This window comes from Micromonospora sp. NPDC003816 (genome assembly GCF_042874705.1).
Classification (GTDB): domain Bacteria; phylum Actinomycetota; class Actinomycetes; order Mycobacteriales; family Micromonosporaceae; genus Micromonospora.
Genome location: NZ_JBIANP010000004.1, coordinates 318,317 through 336,921, shown reverse-complemented (window position 1 = coordinate 336,921; position 18,605 = coordinate 318,317). Strand labels below are relative to the sequence as shown.

29 protein-coding genes are annotated in these 18,605 nt (G+C 68.2%); all 29 read right to left on the bottom strand.

The annotated features are described in order from the left end of the window. Nucleotides 1–7 precede the first annotated feature (7 nt). The gene (locus ACFYTT_RS17285; RefSeq protein WP_117226242.1) at nt 8–661 is read right to left on the bottom strand and encodes an adenylate kinase; all 654 of its coding nucleotides are present in this window, start codon (nt 659–661) and stop codon (nt 8–10) included. After that, the gene (gene secY, locus ACFYTT_RS17280) at nt 662–1,987 is read right to left on the bottom strand and encodes a preprotein translocase subunit SecY (protein ID WP_131052667.1); all 1,326 of its coding nucleotides are present in this window, start codon (nt 1,985–1,987) and stop codon (nt 662–664) included. 232 nt (nt 1,988–2,219) lie between these two features. Beyond that, entirely contained in the window at nt 2,220–2,663 is a 444-nt protein-coding gene (gene rplO / locus ACFYTT_RS17275; RefSeq protein ID WP_131052668.1) for a 50S ribosomal protein L15, read from the bottom strand. Then, a complete protein-coding gene (gene rpmD, locus ACFYTT_RS17270) occupies nt 2,663–2,845 on the bottom strand; it encodes a 50S ribosomal protein L30 (protein ID WP_117226245.1) in 183 nt (60 codons plus the stop codon). Before rpmD ends, rplO begins: the two co-directional genes overlap by 1 nt. Further along, a complete protein-coding gene (gene rpsE, locus ACFYTT_RS17265) occupies nt 2,845–3,459 on the bottom strand; it encodes a 30S ribosomal protein S5 (RefSeq protein WP_119575433.1) in 615 nt (204 codons plus the stop codon). The genes rpmD and rpsE overlap by 1 nt, the downstream gene beginning before the upstream one ends. A gap of 34 nt (nt 3,460–3,493) precedes the next feature. Next, nucleotides 3,494–3,871, bottom strand: a complete 378-nt coding sequence (gene rplR / locus ACFYTT_RS17260; protein ID WP_176096016.1) for a 50S ribosomal protein L18 — start codon at nt 3,869–3,871, stop codon at nt 3,494–3,496. Nucleotides 3,872–3,879: 8 nt separating this feature from the next. Continuing rightward, nucleotides 3,880–4,422 carry a 50S ribosomal protein L6 gene (gene rplF, locus ACFYTT_RS17255; RefSeq protein ID WP_131052669.1) on the bottom strand — a complete coding sequence of 181 codons (543 nt, stop codon included), beginning with the start codon at nt 4,420–4,422 and terminating at the stop codon, nt 3,880–3,882. Between the two features lie 16 nt (nt 4,423–4,438). Further along, entirely contained in the window at nt 4,439–4,846 is a 408-nt protein-coding gene (gene rpsH / locus ACFYTT_RS17250) for a 30S ribosomal protein S8 (RefSeq protein ID WP_093403619.1), read from the bottom strand. A gap of 96 nt (nt 4,847–4,942) precedes the next feature. Next, the gene (locus tag ACFYTT_RS17245) at nt 4,943–5,128 is read right to left on the bottom strand and encodes a type Z 30S ribosomal protein S14 (RefSeq protein WP_007073023.1); all 186 of its coding nucleotides are present in this window, start codon (nt 5,126–5,128) and stop codon (nt 4,943–4,945) included. Nucleotide 5,129: 1 nt separating this feature from the next. Continuing rightward, nucleotides 5,130–5,699, bottom strand: a complete 570-nt coding sequence (gene rplE, locus ACFYTT_RS17240) for a 50S ribosomal protein L5 (RefSeq protein ID WP_131052670.1) — start codon at nt 5,697–5,699, stop codon at nt 5,130–5,132. Then, on the bottom strand, nt 5,699–6,019 hold the full coding sequence (rplX, locus tag ACFYTT_RS17235; protein ID WP_018217055.1) for a 50S ribosomal protein L24: 321 nt from the start codon (nt 6,017–6,019) through the stop codon (nt 5,699–5,701). The genes rplE and rplX overlap by 1 nt, the downstream gene beginning before the upstream one ends. Then, the gene (gene rplN, locus ACFYTT_RS17230) at nt 6,016–6,384 is read right to left on the bottom strand and encodes a 50S ribosomal protein L14 (RefSeq protein ID WP_007465279.1); all 369 of its coding nucleotides are present in this window, start codon (nt 6,382–6,384) and stop codon (nt 6,016–6,018) included. Before rplN ends, rplX begins: the two co-directional genes overlap by 4 nt. Nucleotides 6,385–6,480: 96 nt before the next feature. Further along, nucleotides 6,481–6,759 carry a 30S ribosomal protein S17 gene (gene rpsQ / locus ACFYTT_RS17225; protein ID WP_111215565.1) on the bottom strand — a complete coding sequence of 93 codons (279 nt, stop codon included), beginning with the start codon at nt 6,757–6,759 and terminating at the stop codon, nt 6,481–6,483. After that, the gene (gene rpmC / locus ACFYTT_RS17220) at nt 6,756–6,992 is read right to left on the bottom strand and encodes a 50S ribosomal protein L29 (RefSeq protein WP_007073028.1); all 237 of its coding nucleotides are present in this window, start codon (nt 6,990–6,992) and stop codon (nt 6,756–6,758) included. The genes rpsQ and rpmC overlap by 4 nt, the downstream gene beginning before the upstream one ends. Then, nucleotides 6,992–7,417, bottom strand: coding sequence for a 50S ribosomal protein L16 (gene rplP / locus ACFYTT_RS17215; RefSeq protein WP_007465292.1), 426 nt, complete (start codon nt 7,415–7,417; stop codon nt 6,992–6,994). Before rplP ends, rpmC begins: the two co-directional genes overlap by 1 nt. A gap of 3 nt (nt 7,418–7,420) precedes the next feature. Then, complete coding sequence (rpsC, locus tag ACFYTT_RS17210; protein ID WP_131052671.1) at nt 7,421–8,275, bottom strand: 30S ribosomal protein S3; 855 nt, start codon at nt 8,273–8,275, stop codon at nt 7,421–7,423. After that, nucleotides 8,275–8,730, bottom strand: coding sequence for a 50S ribosomal protein L22 (rplV, locus tag ACFYTT_RS17205; protein ID WP_131052672.1), 456 nt, complete (start codon nt 8,728–8,730; stop codon nt 8,275–8,277). The genes rpsC and rplV overlap by 1 nt, the downstream gene beginning before the upstream one ends. A gap of 40 nt (nt 8,731–8,770) precedes the next feature. Continuing rightward, complete coding sequence (rpsS, locus tag ACFYTT_RS17200; RefSeq protein WP_067359615.1) at nt 8,771–9,052, bottom strand: 30S ribosomal protein S19; 282 nt, start codon at nt 9,050–9,052, stop codon at nt 8,771–8,773. Nucleotides 9,053–9,064: 12 nt separating this feature from the next. Then, complete coding sequence (gene rplB / locus ACFYTT_RS17195) at nt 9,065–9,904, bottom strand: 50S ribosomal protein L2 (RefSeq protein WP_117226254.1); 840 nt, start codon at nt 9,902–9,904, stop codon at nt 9,065–9,067. Between the two features lie 12 nt (nt 9,905–9,916). Further along, nucleotides 9,917–10,219, bottom strand: coding sequence for a 50S ribosomal protein L23 (gene rplW / locus ACFYTT_RS17190; RefSeq protein ID WP_093403611.1), 303 nt, complete (start codon nt 10,217–10,219; stop codon nt 9,917–9,919). Next, on the bottom strand, nt 10,216–10,866 hold the full coding sequence (gene rplD, locus ACFYTT_RS17185; RefSeq protein WP_387260263.1) for a 50S ribosomal protein L4: 651 nt from the start codon (nt 10,864–10,866) through the stop codon (nt 10,216–10,218). The genes rplW and rplD overlap by 4 nt, the downstream gene beginning before the upstream one ends. Continuing rightward, entirely contained in the window at nt 10,863–11,528 is a 666-nt protein-coding gene (gene rplC / locus ACFYTT_RS17180) for a 50S ribosomal protein L3 (protein WP_131052674.1), read from the bottom strand. The genes rplD and rplC overlap by 4 nt, the downstream gene beginning before the upstream one ends. Before the next feature lie 11 nt (nt 11,529–11,539). Continuing rightward, nucleotides 11,540–11,848: a 30S ribosomal protein S10 gene (rpsJ, locus tag ACFYTT_RS17175; protein WP_007073037.1), complete on the bottom strand. Its 309-nt coding sequence runs from the start codon at nt 11,846–11,848 to the stop codon at nt 11,540–11,542. A gap of 349 nt (nt 11,849–12,197) precedes the next feature. Further along, nucleotides 12,198–13,391, bottom strand: a complete 1,194-nt coding sequence (gene tuf / locus ACFYTT_RS17170; protein WP_131052675.1) for an elongation factor Tu — start codon at nt 13,389–13,391, stop codon at nt 12,198–12,200. 212 nt (nt 13,392–13,603) lie between these two features. Next, complete coding sequence (gene fusA / locus ACFYTT_RS17165) at nt 13,604–15,700, bottom strand: elongation factor G (protein ID WP_131052676.1); 2,097 nt, start codon at nt 15,698–15,700, stop codon at nt 13,604–13,606. Between the two features lie 75 nt (nt 15,701–15,775). After that, nucleotides 15,776–16,246: a 30S ribosomal protein S7 gene (gene rpsG, locus ACFYTT_RS17160; protein ID WP_091079418.1), complete on the bottom strand. Its 471-nt coding sequence runs from the start codon at nt 16,244–16,246 to the stop codon at nt 15,776–15,778. A gap of 1 nt (nt 16,247) precedes the next feature. Further along, nucleotides 16,248–16,622: a 30S ribosomal protein S12 gene (gene rpsL / locus ACFYTT_RS17155; RefSeq protein ID WP_007465318.1), complete on the bottom strand. Its 375-nt coding sequence runs from the start codon at nt 16,620–16,622 to the stop codon at nt 16,248–16,250. 509 nt (nt 16,623–17,131) lie between these two features. Further along, nucleotides 17,132–17,506: a hypothetical protein gene (locus tag ACFYTT_RS17150; protein WP_387260258.1), complete on the bottom strand. Its 375-nt coding sequence runs from the start codon at nt 17,504–17,506 to the stop codon at nt 17,132–17,134. A gap of 677 nt (nt 17,507–18,183) precedes the next feature. Beyond that, nucleotides 18,184–18,549 (bottom strand): hypothetical protein, encoded by a 366-nt coding sequence (locus ACFYTT_RS17145; protein ID WP_131054313.1) that lies wholly within the window; start codon nt 18,547–18,549, stop codon nt 18,184–18,186. Nucleotides 18,550–18,605 lie beyond the last annotated feature (56 nt).

Genomic DNA, 18,605 nt, shown 5'->3' with positions numbered 1-18,605 from the left:
GCCGAGCTCAGCCGCCGTAGGACCGCAGGGCGTCGATCGCGCGGACCGTGACGTCCTCCACCGGCCCGGTGGCGTCGATCCCGACCAGCTTGCCCTGGGCGCCGTAGTAGTCCACCAGCGGCGCGGTCTTCTCCGCGTACTCGCGCAGGCGGGCGGCGATGGTCTCCGGCTTGTCGTCGTCGCGCTGGAACAGCTCGGCACCGCAGCGGTCGCAGATGCCGTCCCGACTGGTCGGGTCGAACTCGACGTGCCAGATCTTGCCGCAGCCCCGGCAGGTGCGCCGGCCGGAGAGCCGCCGGATCACCTCGTCGTCGTCGACCACCAGCTCCAGTACGACGTCCAGCGCGGTGCCGAGGTCGGCGAGGAGCTTGTCCAGCGCGGCGGCCTGCGGAGTGGTCCGCGGGAACCCGTCGAGCAGGAAGCCCTCGGAGGCGTCCGGCTCGGCGAGCCGGTCCCGCACCATGTTGATGGTGACCTCGTCCGGGACCAACTTGCCGGCGTCCATGTAGCGCTTGGCCTCGACCCCGAGCGGGGTGCCCTGCGACACGTTGGCACGGAAGATGTCACCGGTCGAGATCTTCGGCACGGAGACGTGCGCAGCGATGAACTCCGCCTGCGTTCCCTTACCCGCGCCGGGCGGGCCAACCAGAACCAGTCTCATCTACCGCAGGAACCCTTCGTAGTTCCGCTGCATCAGTTGGCTCTCGATCTGCTTGCTGGTTTCGAGAGCCACACCGACCATGATCAGCACAGCGGTACCGCCGAACGGGAAGTTGAGGTACTGCTGCCGGTCCAGCCAGATGAAGAAGAAGTTCGGCAGGATCGAGATGATCGCGAGGTACAGCGCCCCCGGCAGCGTGATCCGGCTGAGGATGAAGTCCAGGTAGTCGGCGGTCGGCTTGCCGGGGCGGATGCCCGGCACGAAGCCGCCGTACTTCTTCATGTTGTCCGCGACCTCGGTCGGGTTGAACGTGATCGAGACGTAGAAGTACGTGAAGAAGATGATCAGCAGGAAGTAGACCGCGATGTAGATCGGGCTGGTCGGGTCGACCAGGTTGTTCTGGATCCACGCCTGCGTCTGACCCGGGTCGTTCTGGTCGAAGAACTGCAGCGCCAACTGGGGCAGGTAGAGCAGCGACGAACCGAAGATGACCGGGATGACACCCGCCTGGTTGACCTTCAGCGGGATGTAGGTCGACGTGCCGCCGTACATCCGGCGGCCGATCATCCGCTTGGCGTACTGCACCGGGATCCGGCGCTGGGCCTGCTCGATGAACGTGACCGCGGTGATGACCACCAGGACCAGGGCGATGACGAGGAAGAACTTGGCCCAGCCCTGGCTCTCCTTGATGCGCCAGCCCTCGCTGGGGAGGCGGGCGGCGATCGAGGTGAAGATCAGCACCGACATGCCGTTGCCGACGCCGCGGTCGGTGATCAGCTCGCCCAGCCACATGACCACGCCGGTACCGGCGGTCATCGTCATCACCAGCATGGACAGCGTCAGCCAGTCCGGGATGCCGGTGCCCTCAGGGATGATCGGGAACTGGTCGCACTGGTTGTTGAAGAGCTGTCCGGAGCGGGCCAGCGCGACGAACGCGGACGCCTGCAGGACACCCAGGCCCAGTGTCAGGTACCGGGTGTACTGGGTGATCTTCGCCTGACCGGCCTGGCCCTCCTTACGGAGCTGCTCGAGCCGCGGGATCACCACCGTCAGCAGCTGCAGGATGATCGACGCGGTGATGTAGGGCATGATGCCCAGCGCGAAGACCGAGAGCTGGAGCAGTGCGCCACCGGAGAAGAGGTCGAGCAGGTTCAGAACCCCGGTCGAGCCGTCGATGGTGTCGAGGCACTGCTGGACGTTGCCGTATGACACGCCTGGGCTGGGCAGCGTCGCGCCGAGCCGGTAGATCGCGATGATGCCTACTGTGAACAGCAGCTTCTTGCGCAGGTCAGGCGTACGGAACGCACTGAGAAAGGCGGACAGCAACTTCTTCCTCCTGCGCGAGGCGGGCCGCCGGTCGTCCCTGGCGGTTTGGGGTGGGTGCCGGGCAGGTGCCCGATATCCATGGCTGGGAAGGGACTCTAACAGCCCGATCCCCGTCCGGGCAGATGTGCCCGGCTACATAAACCGAATCCGATATTACCGGGCGCACAGGCCCTGTGGAGACCATGGCGCCCGCCAGCTGGGATCAACTGGCGGGCGCCATCGTTCGTGCTGCTTACAGCTCGGTGACCGAACCACCGGCGGCAGCGATCTTCTCCTTGGCCGACGCACTGAACGCATGCGCCGTGACCTGGAGCGACACGTTGCCGAGGTCCCCGGTGCCGAGAACCTTGACCGGGTGACCCTTGCGGACCGCGCCCGCCTCGACCAGCTCGGCCGGGCCGACCTGACCGCCGTTGGGGAACAGTTCGGCCAGGCGGTCCAGGTTGACCACCTGGAAGACCACCTTGAACTTGTTCTTGAAGCCCTTCAGCTTCGGCAGGCGCATGTGGATGGGCATCTGCCCACCCTCGAACGCCGCCGGGATGTTCTTCCGGGCCTTCGAACCCTTGGTACCCCGACCGGCGGTCTTGCCCTTGGAGCCCTCACCGCGACCCACACGGGTCTTGGCGGTCTTGGCTCCCGGCGCCGGGCGCAGGTGATGGACCTTGATCGTCATTACTCGACCTCCTCGACCTTCACGAGGTGGCTCACCTTGAAGATCATCCCGCGAATCTCGGGCCGGTCCTCCTTGACCACCACGTCGTTGATCCGCTTGAGACCGAGCGACCGCAGCGACTCACGCTGGTTGTGCTTGGTCCCGATGTCGGACCGGAGCTGGGTGACCTTGAGACGTGCCATCAGGAAGCCACCTCCGCCCGCGAGGCCAGCATGGCGGCCGGAGCGACGTCCTCCACCGGCAGGCCTCGACGCGCCGCGACAGCCTCCGGGGACTCCAGCCCCTTCAGGGCCGCCACGGTGGCGTGCACGATGTTGATCGGGTTCGACGATCCGAGGCTCTTGGAGAGCACGTCGTGGATGCCCGCGCACTCCAGCACGGCACGGACCGGACCACCGGCGATGACACCCGTACCGGCCGAGGCCGGCTTGAGCAGCACCACACCGGCGGCGTCCTCGCCCGTGATCGGGTGCGGGATCGAGGAACCGATCCGCGGCACCTTGAAGAAGTGCTTCTTGGCCTCCTCGACACCCTTGGCGATCGCCGCGGGCACCTCCTTGGCCTTTCCGTAGCCCACGCCCACGGTGCCGTCGCCGTCGCCGACGATCACGAGGGCGGTGAAGCTGAAGCGACGACCACCCTTCACGACCTTGGCGACGCGGTTGATCGCGACGACCCGCTCGAGGTGCGGGGTCTTCTCGGCGGGCGCGTTTCCGCGGCCGCCCTCACGGCGGTTGTCGCGGCGACCACCCTCGTTGCCACCGGACCCGCCGCCACGGCGCTGTTGACCTGGCATCAGCAGCCTCTCTTCTCTCTCGTGACGGGGATTGTCAGAACTCGAGCCCGGCTTCGCGGGCGGCGTCGGCAAGCGCGGCGACCCGCCCCGCGTACCGGTTGCCACCGCGGTCGAAGACGACCTTGGAGACGCCGGCGGCCTTGGCCCGCTCGGCGAGCAGGGCACCGACCTTGCCGGCGAGGGCGCTCTTGTCGCCCTCGGTGCCGCGCACCGAGGCGTCCAGCGTCGAGGCCGACGCCAGGGTGTGCCCCTTGGTGTCGTCCACGATCTGGGCCACGATGTGCCGCAGCGAACGGGTGACCACCAGGCGCGGACGCTCGGCGGTGCCACTGACGTTCTTGCGGACGCGGAAGTGCCGACGCGCACGCCCGACGGCACGCTTGGCGGCGACGCCGCGGCGGCGCTTGAGCAGCGTGGCGCTCACTTCTTACCTGCCTTTCCAGCCTTGCGACGGATGACCTCGCCCTGGTACTTCACGCCCTTGCCCTTGTAGGGCTCCGGCGGGCGGATCTTCCGGATGTTGGCGGCGACCTCACCGACGAGCTGCTTGTCGATACCGGCCACGTGGAACAGCGTCGGCCGCTCCACCGTGAAGGTGATGCCCTCGGGCGCCTGCACCTGCACCGGGTGCGAGAACCCGAGCGCGAACTCCAGGTCCTTGCCCTTGGCGGTGACCCGGTAACCGGTACCGGCGATCTCCAGGCTCTTGCGGTAGCCCTCGGTGACCCCGACGATCATGTTGGCGACCAGGGTACGGCTCAGGCCGTGCAGTTCCTTGGCCTTGCGCTCGTCGTTCGGGCGGTTGACGCTCAACTGCCCGTCCTCGGCCCGCTCGATCGTGATCGGCGTGGCCAGGGTGTGCGACAGCTCGCCCTTGGGGCCCTTGACCTTGACGGTCTGGCCGTCGATCGTCACGTCGACGCCGGAGGGCACCGGGATCGACTTACGTCCAATTCGCGACATTTCTACCTGTCTCCCGTTACCAGACGAAGGCGAGGACTTCCCCGCCAACGCTCCGCTTGCGGGCCTGCCGGTCGGTGAGCAGCCCCTGGGACGTCGAAATGATCGCCACGCCCAGTCCACCGAGCACCCGCGGGAGCCCGTCCGACTTGGCGTACACCCGGAGACCGGGCTTGGAGACGCGCTTGATACCGGCCAGGCTCCGCTCCCGGTTCTGGCCGTACTTCAGCTCGACGACCAGTCGCTTGCCGACGGCACCCTCTTCGGGCTCCTCGACCGCCCAGGTGGCGATGTAACCCTCGGACTTGAGGACCTCGGCGATGTTCGCCTTGATCTTCGAGTAGGGCATCGTCACCCGGTCGTGGTACGCCTGGTTGGCGTTACGCAGACGCGTGAGCATGTCTGCGATGGGGTCGGTCATCGTCATGAAAACTCGTCAACCTTTCTCGCCGGGGTTCCCGCGACTCGCGCAGGCCTACGGCGAAGAGACAGTCCAGCTGATGCGCCGAAGCGCGCCGGGCTATTACCAGGAAGCCTTGGACACGCCGGGCAGCTCACCGCGGTGGGCCATCTCCCGGATGCACACCCGGCAGAGCCCGAACTTGCGGTAGACCGCCTTGGGACGCCCGCACCGCTGGCAGCGGGTGTAGGCGCGAACCGAGAACTTCGGCTTCGCGGCCGCCTTGAGGATCAGCGCCTTCTTGGCCATCTCAGTTCTCCTTGAACGGGAAGCCCAGGAACTTCAGCAGCGCCCGGCCCTCGTCGTCGGTCGTGGCGGTGGTCACCACCGTGATGTCCATGCCCCGCTGGCGATCGATCTTGTCCTGGTCGATCTCGTGGAACACCGACTGCTCGGTCAGACCGAACGTGTAGTTGCCGTGCCCGTCGAGCTTGCGCCCGTCCAGGCCGCGGAAGTCACGGATACGCGGCAGCGCGATGGAGAGCAGCCGGTCCAGGAACTCCCACATCCGGTCGCCGCGCAGGGTCACCTTCGCGCCGATCGGCATGCCCTCGCGGAGCTTGAACTGCGCGATGGACTTCGTCGCCCGCCGGACCTGCGGCTTCTGGCCGGTGATGGTGGCCAGGTCGCGGACCGCGCCGTCGATGAGCTTGGCGTCCCGAGCGGCCTCGCCGACGCCCATGTTCACGACGATCTTGACCAGCCGCGGCACCTGCATCGGGTTGCCGTACTCGTGCTGCTCGCGCAGCTGGGCCACGATCTCGTTGCGGTACCGCTCCTTGAGGCGCGGCATGGTCTTGGTTTCGGTAGCCGTGGTCATCACAGGTCCTTACCGGTGCTACGCGCGATGCGGACCTTCTGGCCGTTGTCGTCGATCCGGTAACCGACGCGGGTCGGCTTGCCGTCGGAGTCCACGACCATCACGTTCGAGACGTGGATCGGGGCCTCCTGGGTGACGATGCCACCGGTCTTGGCGCCACGCTGAGTGGTGCTGATGCGGGTGTGCTTCTTGACCCGGTTCACGCCCTCGACCAGGACCTTGTCCTGCCGCGGGTAGGCCGCGATGACCTTGCCCTTGGCACCCTTGTCCTTGCCGGCGATGACGACGACCGTGTCGCCCTTCTTGACCTTCACGGTCACAACACCTCCGGCGCGAGAGAAATGATCTTCATGAACCGCTTGTCCCGCAGCTCACGACCGACCGGGCCGAAGATACGGGTACCGCGCGGGTCCCCACCGTCCTTGATGATGACGGCGGCGTTCTCGTCGAAGCGGATGTACGACCCGTCCGGGCGCCGCCGCTCCTTGGCGGTACGGACGACGACAGCCTTGACCACGTCGCCCTTCTTGACACCGGCACCCGGGATCGCGTCCTTGACGGTCGCCACGATGACGTCGCCGATGCTCGCGTAGCGCCGACCGGAGCCACCGAGAACCCGGATGCACAGGATCTCCCGGGCACCCGTGTTGTCGGCGACGCGCAGTCGCGACTCCTGCTGAATCACGTCTATCTCCTATGTCTGCCGGTTCTCCGGCCGCCGGGGCGGCCGGAGCCTGGCGGAACCTGCGCCCGACCGATCTCGGCCGAGCTCGAGCCTTCGCTACTTGGCCTTCTCGAGGATCTCCACGAGCCGCCACCGCTTGGTGGCGGAGAGCGGCCGGGTCTCCATGATCAGGACGCGGTCGCCGATGCCGGCGGAGTTCTGCTCGTCGTGGACCTTCAGCTTGCTGGTACGGCGCATGATCTTGCCGTAAAGCGCGTGCTTGACCCGGTCCTCGACCTCGACCACGACGGTCTTGTCCATCTTGTCGCTGACCACGAGGCCCTCACGGACCTTCCGGCGGCCACGCTGCTGGGTGGCGGTCGTGTTCTCGCTCATGAAGCAGTCACCTCAGTCGGCGCGGCCGAGAGCCCCAGCTCGCGCTCACGCATGATCGTGTAGATCCGGGCGATCTCCCGACGGATGACCTGCAGCCGCCGGTTGTTGTCCAGCTGACCGGTTGCGGCCTGCACGCGGAGGTTGAACAGCTCCGCCTTGGCCTCGCGCAGCTTCGTGACCAGCTCCTCCTCGGAGAGCTCACGCAGCTCGGAGGCCTTAACGCCCGCTGCCATCAGGATTCACCCACTTCGCGCGTAACAATGCGGCACTTCATCGGGAGCTTGTGGATCGCGCGACGCATCGCCTCTCGCGCGATCTGCTCGTTGGGGAAGGACATCTCGAAGAGGACCCGCCCCGGCTTGACGTTGGCGACCCACCACTCCGGCGAGCCCTTACCGGAACCCATCCGGGTTTCGGCCGGCTTCTTGGTGAGGGCCTGGTCCGGGAAGATGGTGATCCAGACCTTGCCGCCACGCTTGATGTGGCGGGTCATCGCGATACGCGCCGACTCGATCTGCCGGTTGGTCACGTACGCCGGCTCAAGAGCCTGGATCCCGAACTCGCCGAACACCACCCGGTTGCCGCCCTTGGACGCGCCGCTGCGGTCCGGGTGGTGCGGCTTGCGGAAGCCCTTCGGGGGCTTGCGCGGCATCAGCATCTGTCAGCCCTCCTGCTGCGTTTCTGCCGCGGCGGCGACGGCGGACGCGTCCACCGGCTCGCCACTCGGCGTCTCGGCCTGCTGCGCGACGGTCGTCGCGGCAGCGCGGCCGGCCTCGGTGCCACCGGAGGTCGTGCCGGACGAACCGGACCGACCACGACGCGGCCGCTCGGGGCGGTCACCGCGCTCCCGGCGCGGGCGCGACGGAGCCTCGGTCGGGGTCTCCCGACCCGGCACCGCGTCGCCCTTGTAGATCCAGACCTTCACGCCGATGCGGCCGAAGGTGGTACGGGCCTCGAAGAAGCCGTACTCGATGTTGGCCCGCAGCGTGTGCAGCGGAACCCGACCCTCGCGGTAGAACTCCGTGCGGCTCATCTCGGCGCCGCCGAGGCGACCCGAAACCTGCACCCGGATGCCCTTGCACATCGGGTTCTTCATCGCCGACTGCATCGCCTTGCGCATCGCGCGGCGGAAGCTGACCCGGCTGGAGAGCTGCTCGGCGACGCCCTGGGCGACCAGCTGCGCGTCCGACTCGGGGTTCTTCACCTCGATGATGTTGAGCTGCACCTGCTTGCCGGTGAGCTTCTCCAGCTCGCCGCGGATCCGGTCGGCCTCCGCACCCTTACGGCCGATGACGATGCCCGGCCGGGCGGTGTGGATGTCGACGCGGACCCGGTCGCGGGTGCGCTCGATGTCGACCTTGGAAATGCCGGCGCGCTCCAGGCCCTTGGACATCATGCGGCGGATCTTGACGTCCTCGCCGATGTAGTCCTTGTAGAGCTTGTCCGCGAACCAGCGGGACTTCCAGTCGGTCGAGATGCCGAGCCGGAACCCGTGCGGGTGAACCTTCTGACCCATTACTCGGCGCCCTCCGTGTTGCTCTGCGTCTCGGCCGGTTCGGTCTGCTTGGCCGGGGCCGTCTTCTTCGCCGACTTCTTCGGCGCGGCCGGCGCGACCGCCTCGACCGCCACAGTGATGTGGCAGGTGCGCTTGCGGATCCGGTACGCCCGACCCTGAGCCCGAGGCTGGAACCGCTTCATCGTCGGGCCCTCGTCCACGAACGCCTCGCTGACGAGCAACGCGTCGGGGTCCAGCCGCTCGTTGTTCTCCGCGTTGGCGATCGCGCTCGCGAGCACCTTGTACACCTGCTCGCTCGCCGCCTGCGGCGCGAACTGCAGCACCGTGAGCGCCTCCTTCGCGGGCAGGCCGCGGACGAGGTTGACCACCCGGCGCGCCTTCATCGGCGAGATGCGCACGTGTCGCGCAATCGCCCGCGCGCCCGGAAGCACCGGAGCGTCGCCCTTTCCTGGCATCGCTGTAACCCCTTGATCCTCTATCCGTATGCCCGCGGCGTCAGCGCCGGCGGCTCTTCCGGTCGTCCTTCTCGTGACCCTTGAACGTACGGGTCAACGCGAACTCGCCGAGCTTGTGCCCGACCATCGCCTCGGTCACGAACACGGGGACGTGCTTACGTCCGTCGTGCACCGCGATCGTGTGCCCGAGCATGTCCGGGATGATCGTGGAGCGGCGCGACCAGGTCTTGATGACGTTCTTCGAGCCCTTCTCGTTCTGCGTCTCCACCTTCTTGAGCAGGTGGTCGTCGATGAACGGGCCCTTCTTCAGGCTGCGAGGCATGTCTTATCTCCCTCAGCCGCGCTTACGCGTGGCGTAGCGGCGGCGGACGATCAGCCGGTCACTCGGCTGGCCCTTACGACGGGTGCGGCCCTCGGGCTTACCCTGCGGGTTGACCGGGTGGCGACCACCGGAGGTCTTGCCCTCGCCACCACCGTGCGGGTGGTCGACCGGGTTCATGGCCACACCACGGACGGTCGGGCGCTTGCCCTTCCACCGCATCCGGCCGGCCTTGCCCCAGTTGATGTTTGACTGGTCGGCGTTGCCGATCTCGCCGACACTGGCGCGGCAGCGCACGTCGACGCGGCGGATCTCACCCGACGGCATACGCAGGGTCGCGTACGCGCCCTCCCGGCCGAGCAGCTGGATGCCGACGCCAGCCGAGCGGGCCAGCTTGGCGCCGCCGCCCGGACGCAGCTCCACGTTGTGGATCGTGGTACCGACCGGGATGTTGCGCAGCGGCAGGTTGTTACCGGGCTTGATGTCCGCGCCCGGGCCCGACTCCACCGCGTCGCCCTGCTTGAGGTCCTTCGGCGCGAGGATGTAGCGCTTCTCGCCGTCGGCGTAGTGCAGCAGCGCGATCCGCGCGGTGCGGTTCGGGTCGTACTCGATGTGCGCGACCTTGGCCGGCACGCCGTCCTTGTCGACCCGCTTGAAGTCGATCAGCCGGTACTGCCGCTTGTGGCCGCCACCCTGGTGCCGGGCGGTGATCCGCCCGTGGGCGTTCCGGCCACCCTTCTTCGGCAGCGGGGCCAGCAGCGACTTCTCGGGCGTCGACCGGGTGATCTCAGCGAAGTCGGCGACGCTGGAGCCACGCCGGCCCGGCGTCGTCGGCTTGTACTTACGGATAGCCATTGTCTACACCCCTCAGCTGACCGGGCCGCCGAAGGCCTCGATGCGGTCTCCCTCAGCCAGCTTCACCATCGCCCGCTTGGTGTCCTTGCGCTTGCCGAACCCCGTACGGGTCCGCTTGCGCTTGCCCTCGCGGTTGAGCGTGTTGACCGTCAGGACGCGGACGTTGAAGATCTGCTCGATGGCGATCTTGATCGCGGTCTTGTTCGCGTCCGGGTGCACCAGGAAGGTGTACCAGTTCCGGTTCAGCTCGCTGTAGCTCTTCTCCGAGACGACCGGCGCCACGATGATGTCGCGCGGGTCGGCGATCGTGCTCACTTGCCGTCCTCCTCGGTGGTCTCGGCGGGAACGCCCAGGAACTCGTCCAGGGCCGCCTTGGTGAAGACCACGTCGTCGGCCACCAACACGTCGTACGTGTTGAGCTGGCCGGCCTCGATCAGGTGCACCCGCGGCTCGTTGCGCAGCGACACCCAGTTCAGCTCGTCGGTGCTGCTCAGCACGACCAGCACCCGACGGGCCTCGCTCAGCTTCGCGAGCGTGGCCAGCGCGGCCTTGGTCGACGGCTTCTCACCCGAGACGAACGCCTCGACGACGTGCACCTGCCCGGCGCGCGCCCGGTCCGAGAGGGCCCCACGCAGCGCGGCGGCCTTCATCTTCTTGGGGGTGCGCTGGCTGTAGTCACGCGGCACCGGGCCGTGCACCACGCCACCGCCGGCGAACTGCGGCGCGCGGATCGAGCCCTGCCGGGCCCGACCGGTGCCCTTCTGCTTGTACGGCTTCTTGCCGCCGCCGGCGACCTCGCCGCGGGTCTTGGTCTTGTGCGTGCCCTGCCGGGCCGCTGCCAGCTGCGCCACCACGACCTGGTGCATCAGCGGGACGTTGGCCTGGACGTCGAAGATGTCGGCGGGCAGCTCGACCGAGCCGCTCTTGGCGCCTTCGGTGTTCAGGACGTCAACGGTGGTCACTTGGCCACACCGCCCTTCTTCGCCTTGGTCTTGGCCGCGGTGCGGACCAGGACCAGCGCGCCCTTCGGGCCGGGGATGGCGCCGCGGACGAGCAGGAGGTTGTTCTCGGTGTCGACCGCCTGGACGGTCAGGTTCTGCACGGTGTAGCGCACGCCGCCCATGCGGCCGGCCATCCGGGTGCCCTTGAAGACGCGACCCGGGGTGGCGCAGGCCCCGATGGAGCCCGGGGAGCGGTGCTTGCGCTCGACACCGTGGCTGGCGCGCAGACCGTGGAAGCCGTGCCGCTTCATCGGGCCGGCGTAGCCCTTGCCCTTGGTCTTGCCGGTGACGTCGATCGAGACGCCGACCGGGAACTCCTCGACCGTGACCTCCTGGCCGAGCGAGTAGTCGCCGGCGTCGGCGGTGCGCAGCTCGACGATGTGCCGGCGCGGCGCCACGTCGGCCTTGGCGTAGTGCCCACGCAGCGGCTGCTTGGCCTTACGCGGGTCGATCGTCCCGTACGCCAGCTGGACCGCGGAGTAGCCGTCCTTGTCGGCGTCACGAACCTGGGTGATGACGCAGGGGCCGGCCTGAACCACGGTCACCGGGACAACCTTGTTGTTGTCCCAGACCTGGGTCATGCCGAGCTTCGCGCCCAGGATCCCCTTAACTTGCCTGTCCATGTGTCCGGTCCCTACAGCTTGATCTCGATGTCGACGCCAGCCGGCAGGTCGAGGCGCATGAGCGAGTCGACCGTCTTCGGGGTCGGGTCGATGATGTCGATAAGCCGCTTGTGCGTACGCATCTCGAAGTGCTCGCGCGAGTCCTTGTACTTGTGCGGCGAGCGGATGACGCAGAAACGGTTGATCTCCGTGGGCAGCGGCACCGGGCCAGCGACCTGCGCCCCGGTACGCGTCACCGTCTCGACGATCTTCCGAGCCGAGGAGTCGACGACCTCGTGGTCATAGGCCTTGAGCCGGATGCGGATCTTCTGTCCCGCCATGGTGGCTTCTGTTCCTTCTCTCGATGCCGCTGTGTTGCGGGTACCCATACCGGCTGGTACGAGCCCTCTTCGCCCACCCCCGCGGTCGGGCGTGTCGCGCCCTGTGGCCAGGCTCCGCCCCGAGAATCCGGAGCGATCCTGACCGCGGTGGGTCCAGGCGCCGATCGCGCTACCGCGACCTGAACGCCGCGCGAGGGTGGTTGGCGGCCGGACCGCCAACCACCCCACGCCCGACCGTTCTGCCTACCCGGAGGTTCGGCGTGAGCCGAACACGGGCAGCGAACTGTCGTTACGCAACCTGACTAGTATGCCGCACGACCGGCGGCGGGTCTAATCGGGGTTACCCAGCTCACTTGATGATCTTGGTGACGCGACCCGCGCCGACCGTGCGGCCACCCTCCCGGATCGCGAACTTGAGGTTGTCCTCCATCGCGATGGGCTGGATCAGCTTCACGGTCATCGTGGTGTTGTCACCAGGCATGACCATCTCGGTGCCCTCGGGGAGGGTGACGACACCGGTGACGTCCGTGGTCCGGAAGTAGAACTGCGGACGGTAGTTCTGGAAGAACGGGGTGTGCCGGCCACCCTCCTCCTTGGAGAGGATGTAGACGGTCGCCTCGAACTCCGTGTGCGGGGTGGTGGTGCCCGGCTTGACGACCACCATGCCGCGCTCGACGTCCTCGCGCTTGGTGCCCCGGAGCAGCAGACCGACGTTCTCGCCTGCGCGGGCGTCGTCCAGGGTCTTCCGGAACATCTCGATCGCGGTGACCTTGGTCTTGAAGCCCTTCTCGCGGATGCCGACGACCTCGACGTCCTCGTTCGGGAGCAGCACGCCACGCTCGACGCGACCGGTGACCACGGTACCCCGACCGGTGATGGTGAAGACGTCCTCGACGGGCATGAGGAACGGCTTCTCGGTCTCGCGCTCCGGCTGCGGGATCGCGGTGTCGACCGCGCTCATCAGCTCGAGCAGCTTCTCGGTCCAGACCGGGTCGCCCTCGAGGGCCTTCAGCGCGGAGACCTGGACGACCGGCAGGTCGTCACCCGGGTACTCCTGAGCCGAGAGCAGCTCGCGGACCTCGAGCTCGACGAGCTCCAGGAGCTCCTCGTCGTCGACCATGTCGCTCTTGTTCAGCGCCACGACGATGTACGGCACGCCGACCTGGCGGGCCAGCAGCACGTGCTCGCGGGTCTGCGGCATCGGGCCGTCGGTCGCCGCGACCACCAGGATCGCGCCGTCCATCTGCGCGGCACCGGTGATCATGTTCTTGATGTAGTCGGCGTGACCGGGGCAGTCGACGTGCGCGTAGTGCCGCGCCTCGGTCTGGTACTCGACGTGTGCGATCGAGATCGTGATGCCGCGGGCCTTCTCCTCAGGCGCCTTGTCGATCTCGTCGAACGGCGTGTACGGGTTCAGGTCCGGGTACTGGTCGTGCAGGACCTTGGTGATGGCCGCCGTCAGCGTCGTCTTACCGTGGTCGATGTGACCAATGGTGCCGATGTTGACGTGCGGCTTAGTCCGCTCGAACTTCGCCTTCGCCACTGGTGTCCTCCTGTGGACTTCTTGGTTCGTTCGCCCCGGTGCGCCAGGTCGGCGCTTAGGACTCTGTCGACAGCCTTTCCGACCTGACGGCCGGAGAGCTTTGTGGGTTCTGCGGCGATGAAGCCTACAGGCCCGGAATTCACACAATCCGACCGAGGTGGTCGCAGTCGGGGAATCCTCCCGCGACCACCTCGGATCAGCTCAGGTGAGCGTCACTCACCCGTCGCCTTGGCGATGATCTCCTTGGCGACCGAGGACGGGACCTCGGCGTAGGAGTCGAACTGCATGCTGTAGCTAGCCCGGCCCTGGGTCTTCGACCGCAGGTCGCCGACGTAGCCGAACATCTCCGACAACGGCACCAGAGCACGGACGACGCGGGCGCCACTGCGCTCCTCCATCGCCTGAATGATGCCGCGGCGGGAGTTGAGGTCGCCGATGACGTCACCCATGTTCTCCTCGGGAGTGGTGACCTCAACAGCCATCATCGGCTCGAGCAGTGCGGGGTCGGCCTTGCGGGCCGCGTCCTTCATCACCATCGAGCCGGCGATCTTGAATGCCATTTCCGACGAGTCGACCTCGTGGTACTGGCCGTCCAGCAGGGTGAGCTTGATGCCCACCAGCGGGAATCCGGCGAGGATGCCGTACTGCATGGCGTCCTGCGCACCCGCGTCCACCGACGGGATGAACTCCCGGGGGATGCGGCCACCGGTCACGCCGTTGGCGAACTCGTAGGTCGGCGCGTCGTTGCCCAGCGGCAGCGGCTCCAGGCTGACGATCACCCGAGCGTACTGGCCGGAGCCACCGGTCTGCTTCTTGTGGGTGTACTCGACCTTGTCCACCTTGCGGCGGATGGTCTCGCGGTACGCCACCTGCGGCTTACCGATGTTCGCCTCGACGTTGAACTCGCGGCGCATCCGGTCGACCAGGATGTCCAGGTGCAGCTCGCCCATGCCGGAGATGACCGTCTGACCGGTCTGGTCGTCCAGCTTGACGCGGAAGGTCGGGTCCTCCTCGGCCAGCCGCTGGATGGCGGTGCTGAGCTTCTCCTGGTCGGCCTTGGTCTTCGGCTCGATGGCGACCTCGATGACCGGCTCCGGGAAGGTCATCGACTCCAGGATGACCGGGTTCGCCGGGTCACACAGGGTGTCACCGGTGGTGGTCTGCTTGAGACCCTGCACCGCGATGATGTCGCCGGCCTGGGCAGAGCCGCGCTCTTCCCGCTTGTTGGCGTGCATCTGGTAGATCTTGCCGATCCGCTCCTTGCGGTCCTTGGTGGAGTTGACCACCTGGGAGCCGGACTCGAGCGTGCCGGAGTAGATGCGCACGTAGGTGAGCTTGCCGAGGTGCTTGTCCGTCTGGATCTTGAAGGCCAGACCGGAGAACGGCTCGGCCACCGCCGGCTTACGCAGCAGCGGGGTCTCACCATCGGTGGCGGTGCCCTCGATCGCCGGGATGTCCAGCGGCGACGGCAGGTACGCGACGACCGCGTCCAGCATCGGCTGGATGCCCTTGTTCTTGAAGGCGGTGCCGGTGAGGACCGGGTTGGCCTTGCCGCCGATGGTGGCCCGACGGATGGCGGCCTTGATCTCCTCGACGGAGATCTCCTCGCCCTCCAGGTACTTCTCCATCACCGAGTCGTCGACGTCGGCGAGGGTCTCCATCAGCTTCTCGCGCCACTCGGCGGCGGAGTCGGCGAGGTCGGCCGGGATCTCCTCGACCGCGTAGTCCTCACCCTTCTGGGTCTCGCCACGCCAGGTGAGGGCCCGCATCTCGACCAGGTCGACCACGCCGATGAAGTCGCTCTCGGCGCCGATCGGGATCTGGAGCACCAGCGGAGTGGCGTTCAGCCGGTCGATCATCATCTGCACGCAGCGGAAGAAGTCCGCGCCGGTACGGTCCAGCTTGTTGACGAAACACATCCGGGGGACGTTGTACTTGTCCGCCTGACGCCAGACGTTCTCCGTCTGCGGCTCCACGCCGGCCACGCCGTCGTAGACCGCGACCGCACCGTCCAGGACACGCAGCGACCGCTCCACCTCGACCGTGAAGTCGACGTGGCCGGGCGTGTCGATGATCTGGATCGTGTGGCCCTTCCACTCGCACTTCGTGGCGGCGGAAGTGATGGTGATACCGCGCTCCTGCTCCTGCTCCATCCAGTCCATGACGGCAGCGCCCTCGTGGACCTCACCGATCTTGTACGTGATACCGGTGTAGAACAGGATTCGCTCGGTGGTAGTGGTCTTACCGGCATCGATGTGCGCCATGATGCCGATATTGCGTACGTTGGCGAGCGCGTCTGCGGCGGCCACTTCAATCCCTACTTATCGTCGTCTCGACACAACTGGTGGCGGTCCCGGCGCCGGATGGGCACCGGGACCAAGCTGTTACCAGCGGTAGTGCGCGAAGGCCTTGTTGGACTCCGCCATCTTGTGCGTGTCCTCGCGCCGCTTGACGGCGGCACCGAGGCCGTTGCTCGCGTCCAGCAGCTCGTTCATCAGCCGCTCGACCATGGTCTTCTCCCGGCGGGCCTTGGAGTAGGTCACCAGCCAGCGCAGGCCGAGGGTGGTCGCCCGGGCCGGACGGACCTCGACCGGCACCTGGTAGGTCGCGCCACCGACACGGCGGCTGCGGACCTCGAGAGTCGGCTTGACGTTGTCCATCGCGCGCTTGAGCGTGACGACCGGGTCGGTGCCGGACTTCTCCCGGCAGCCCTCCAGGGCCGCGTACACGATGCGCTCGGCGAGCTGGCGCTTGCCGCGCAGGAGGATCTTGTTCACCAGCTGGGTGACCAACGGCGAGTTGTACACCGGGTCAGCGACCAGCGGCTTCCGCGGAGCGGGTCCCTTACGCGGCATGTCAGCTCTTCTCCTTCTTGGCGCCGTAGCGGCTGCGCGCCTGCTTGCGGTTACGGACACCCTGGGTGTCCAGCGAACCGCGGACGATCTTGTAACGCACACCGGGGAGGTCCTTCACCCGGCCGCCACGGACGAGCACGATCGAGTGCTCCTGCAGGTTGTGACCCACGCCCGGGATGTAGGCGGTCACCTCGATCTGGCTGCTGAGCTTCACACGAGCGACCTTGCGCAGCGCGGAGTTCGGCTTCTTGGGAGTGGTGGTGTACACACGGGTGCACACGCCGCGCCGCTGAGGGGAACCCTTCAGCGCCGGGGTCTTGGTCTTGGTCGTCTTGGCCTGTCGGCCCTTGCGGACCAGCTGCTGGATCGTGGGCACCGGGTTTCTCCGCTCCCTTCGGCCGCTCACGCGGCCGCGCTCGCTCGGTCGGCCTGATGACCGACCCTCCTACATTCCGACCAGGTCCACCTCGCGGTGGTCCCGGCACCCGCGGTCGGGCGTGTCGCCCGAGCACGGTCCCGGTTCCGACGCTCACGCGGAGGTTCCGGGTTGTGTCACCGGCGCGCGGATCTCCGCCGCCGGGTCTTCTGGCTCAGTCGTGTCGCTGTTCGGATGCCGGTATCACCGGATCCCGCGCACGCACGAGTTGCCCGGGCAAGCCCGGGCGCAAGGGGAAAGAGTACCTACCACAGCCGTGCAGGTCAAAACGGATGACCCGCCGGACTTCTCACTGCTCGCCGGCCGGGCTCGTCACGCCGCACGCCTGTGATGGGCACCTACGGAGACAAGTGTACCGGCTCCGCCGGAAACCGGACCGGTAGCCCCTGGGCGGGACCGATCGGTATCCGGCGCTCGCCCGCTCGTCCCGACCCGACGTGGGCCGGATCTCAGGTCAGCGTCAGCAGCAGCGCCAGCCCCAGGCCCGACAGGCAGAGCAGGAGACCGGCACCACCGCAGCTGATCCCGGCGATCGCCACGCCACGGCCGGTGAACCGGACCGCCGGCGGTGCGGCCCGGCGGCGGATCTGCCGGAGGCCGAGCAGGCCGGCCACCACGGCGCCGGCACCGGTCAGGCTGCCCAGCACGGCGAAGGCACCGGCGGCCCAGGCTCCCCCGCCCGTGCCTCCCCCGACCGCGCCGATGCAGATGGTCAGGAACGAGATCAGGATCGAGGTGATGCCGGCCACCAGCGAGCCGACCGCCAGCCCGGACGTGACCGGGGGTACGTCCAGGTGCACGGTCGCGAACGGGGTACCGGGCACCGGATCCACCCGTTTGGGCGGCCGGGGACGCTCCTGCGGCGGTGGACCGGCCGCCGGCCCACCCCAGCCCGGCGGCGGGCCGGGAAACGGGGGCGGGCCGAACCCGGGGGCCCCGACCGGCGGCCTCGACTGCGGCGGGCCGAAGCCGGAGTGCCCGTACGGAGGGCCGGGCGGCGGCCCGAACGGTGCGGGGCCGAACCCGGGCGTGGGACCACCCGAGGCCGGTCCGAACGGTGGCGGTCCGAACCCGGGCGAGGAACCGCCCGAAACCGGTCCGGGGTCGACGCCGACAGCGGGCGAGCCGGCCGGGTCGGCGCCGGCAGTCGGCGGTCCGGGCGGACTCGCCGGCGACGAGTCGGGGGCGGCACCGTGAGCGGACGGTCCGGACGGCGGAGTCTGCGGCGGCGGGGCGTCGGTCGGCGCGTACCCGGACGGGGATGGCGGGACGTGGGGCTCCGGTGCGGGCCCGGGTCGTGGCTGCTCCCCCGGTGCCGCCCCGGCCGCGTCGTCCGAGTGCCCGGACGTGGGCTGGGCGGACTCGCCGCCCTCGGCGCGCGCCGGTTCGGTCACGGGATCTCCTCCTCATCGGCCGCGTCCACCGCCGTGCGACGGACACCGTCAGGCTACCGCCGCGAGTCAGCCCACCGTGCCCGGCGCGATGGCCACCTCGGGCCGGGTCAGTCGACGGTGGGAGCGAAGTCCTGCCCGTAGGGCGCCTCGGCGAGCCGGACCACACCGATCACCAGCAGCGCCACCACGCTCACCGCGACCAGCACCAACCCCGTCCAGGCCAGTCGTTCGCCGCGACGCAGCCAGGCCGCGCCGGTCAGGAAACCACCTGACGCGTACGCCTCCCGGCGCGCCTGCCGGGCCAGGTGCAGCGCGACCGTCGCGGGGACCACCCCGCCCAGCAGCAGGCCGGTCATCGCCCCCATCAACCCGAGCGCGAACACCGCGCGAGCCTTGGTGGCCCGGACCGGATCGGGGTCGAGCGGATGACGTGGCGCCGACTCGGTCGGTGCCGGTCCGGGTGCGATCGTCATGAGCACATGATGCCTGCCCGGGCCGCGCCGCGCGCCGCAGCGGCGGGTACGGACAC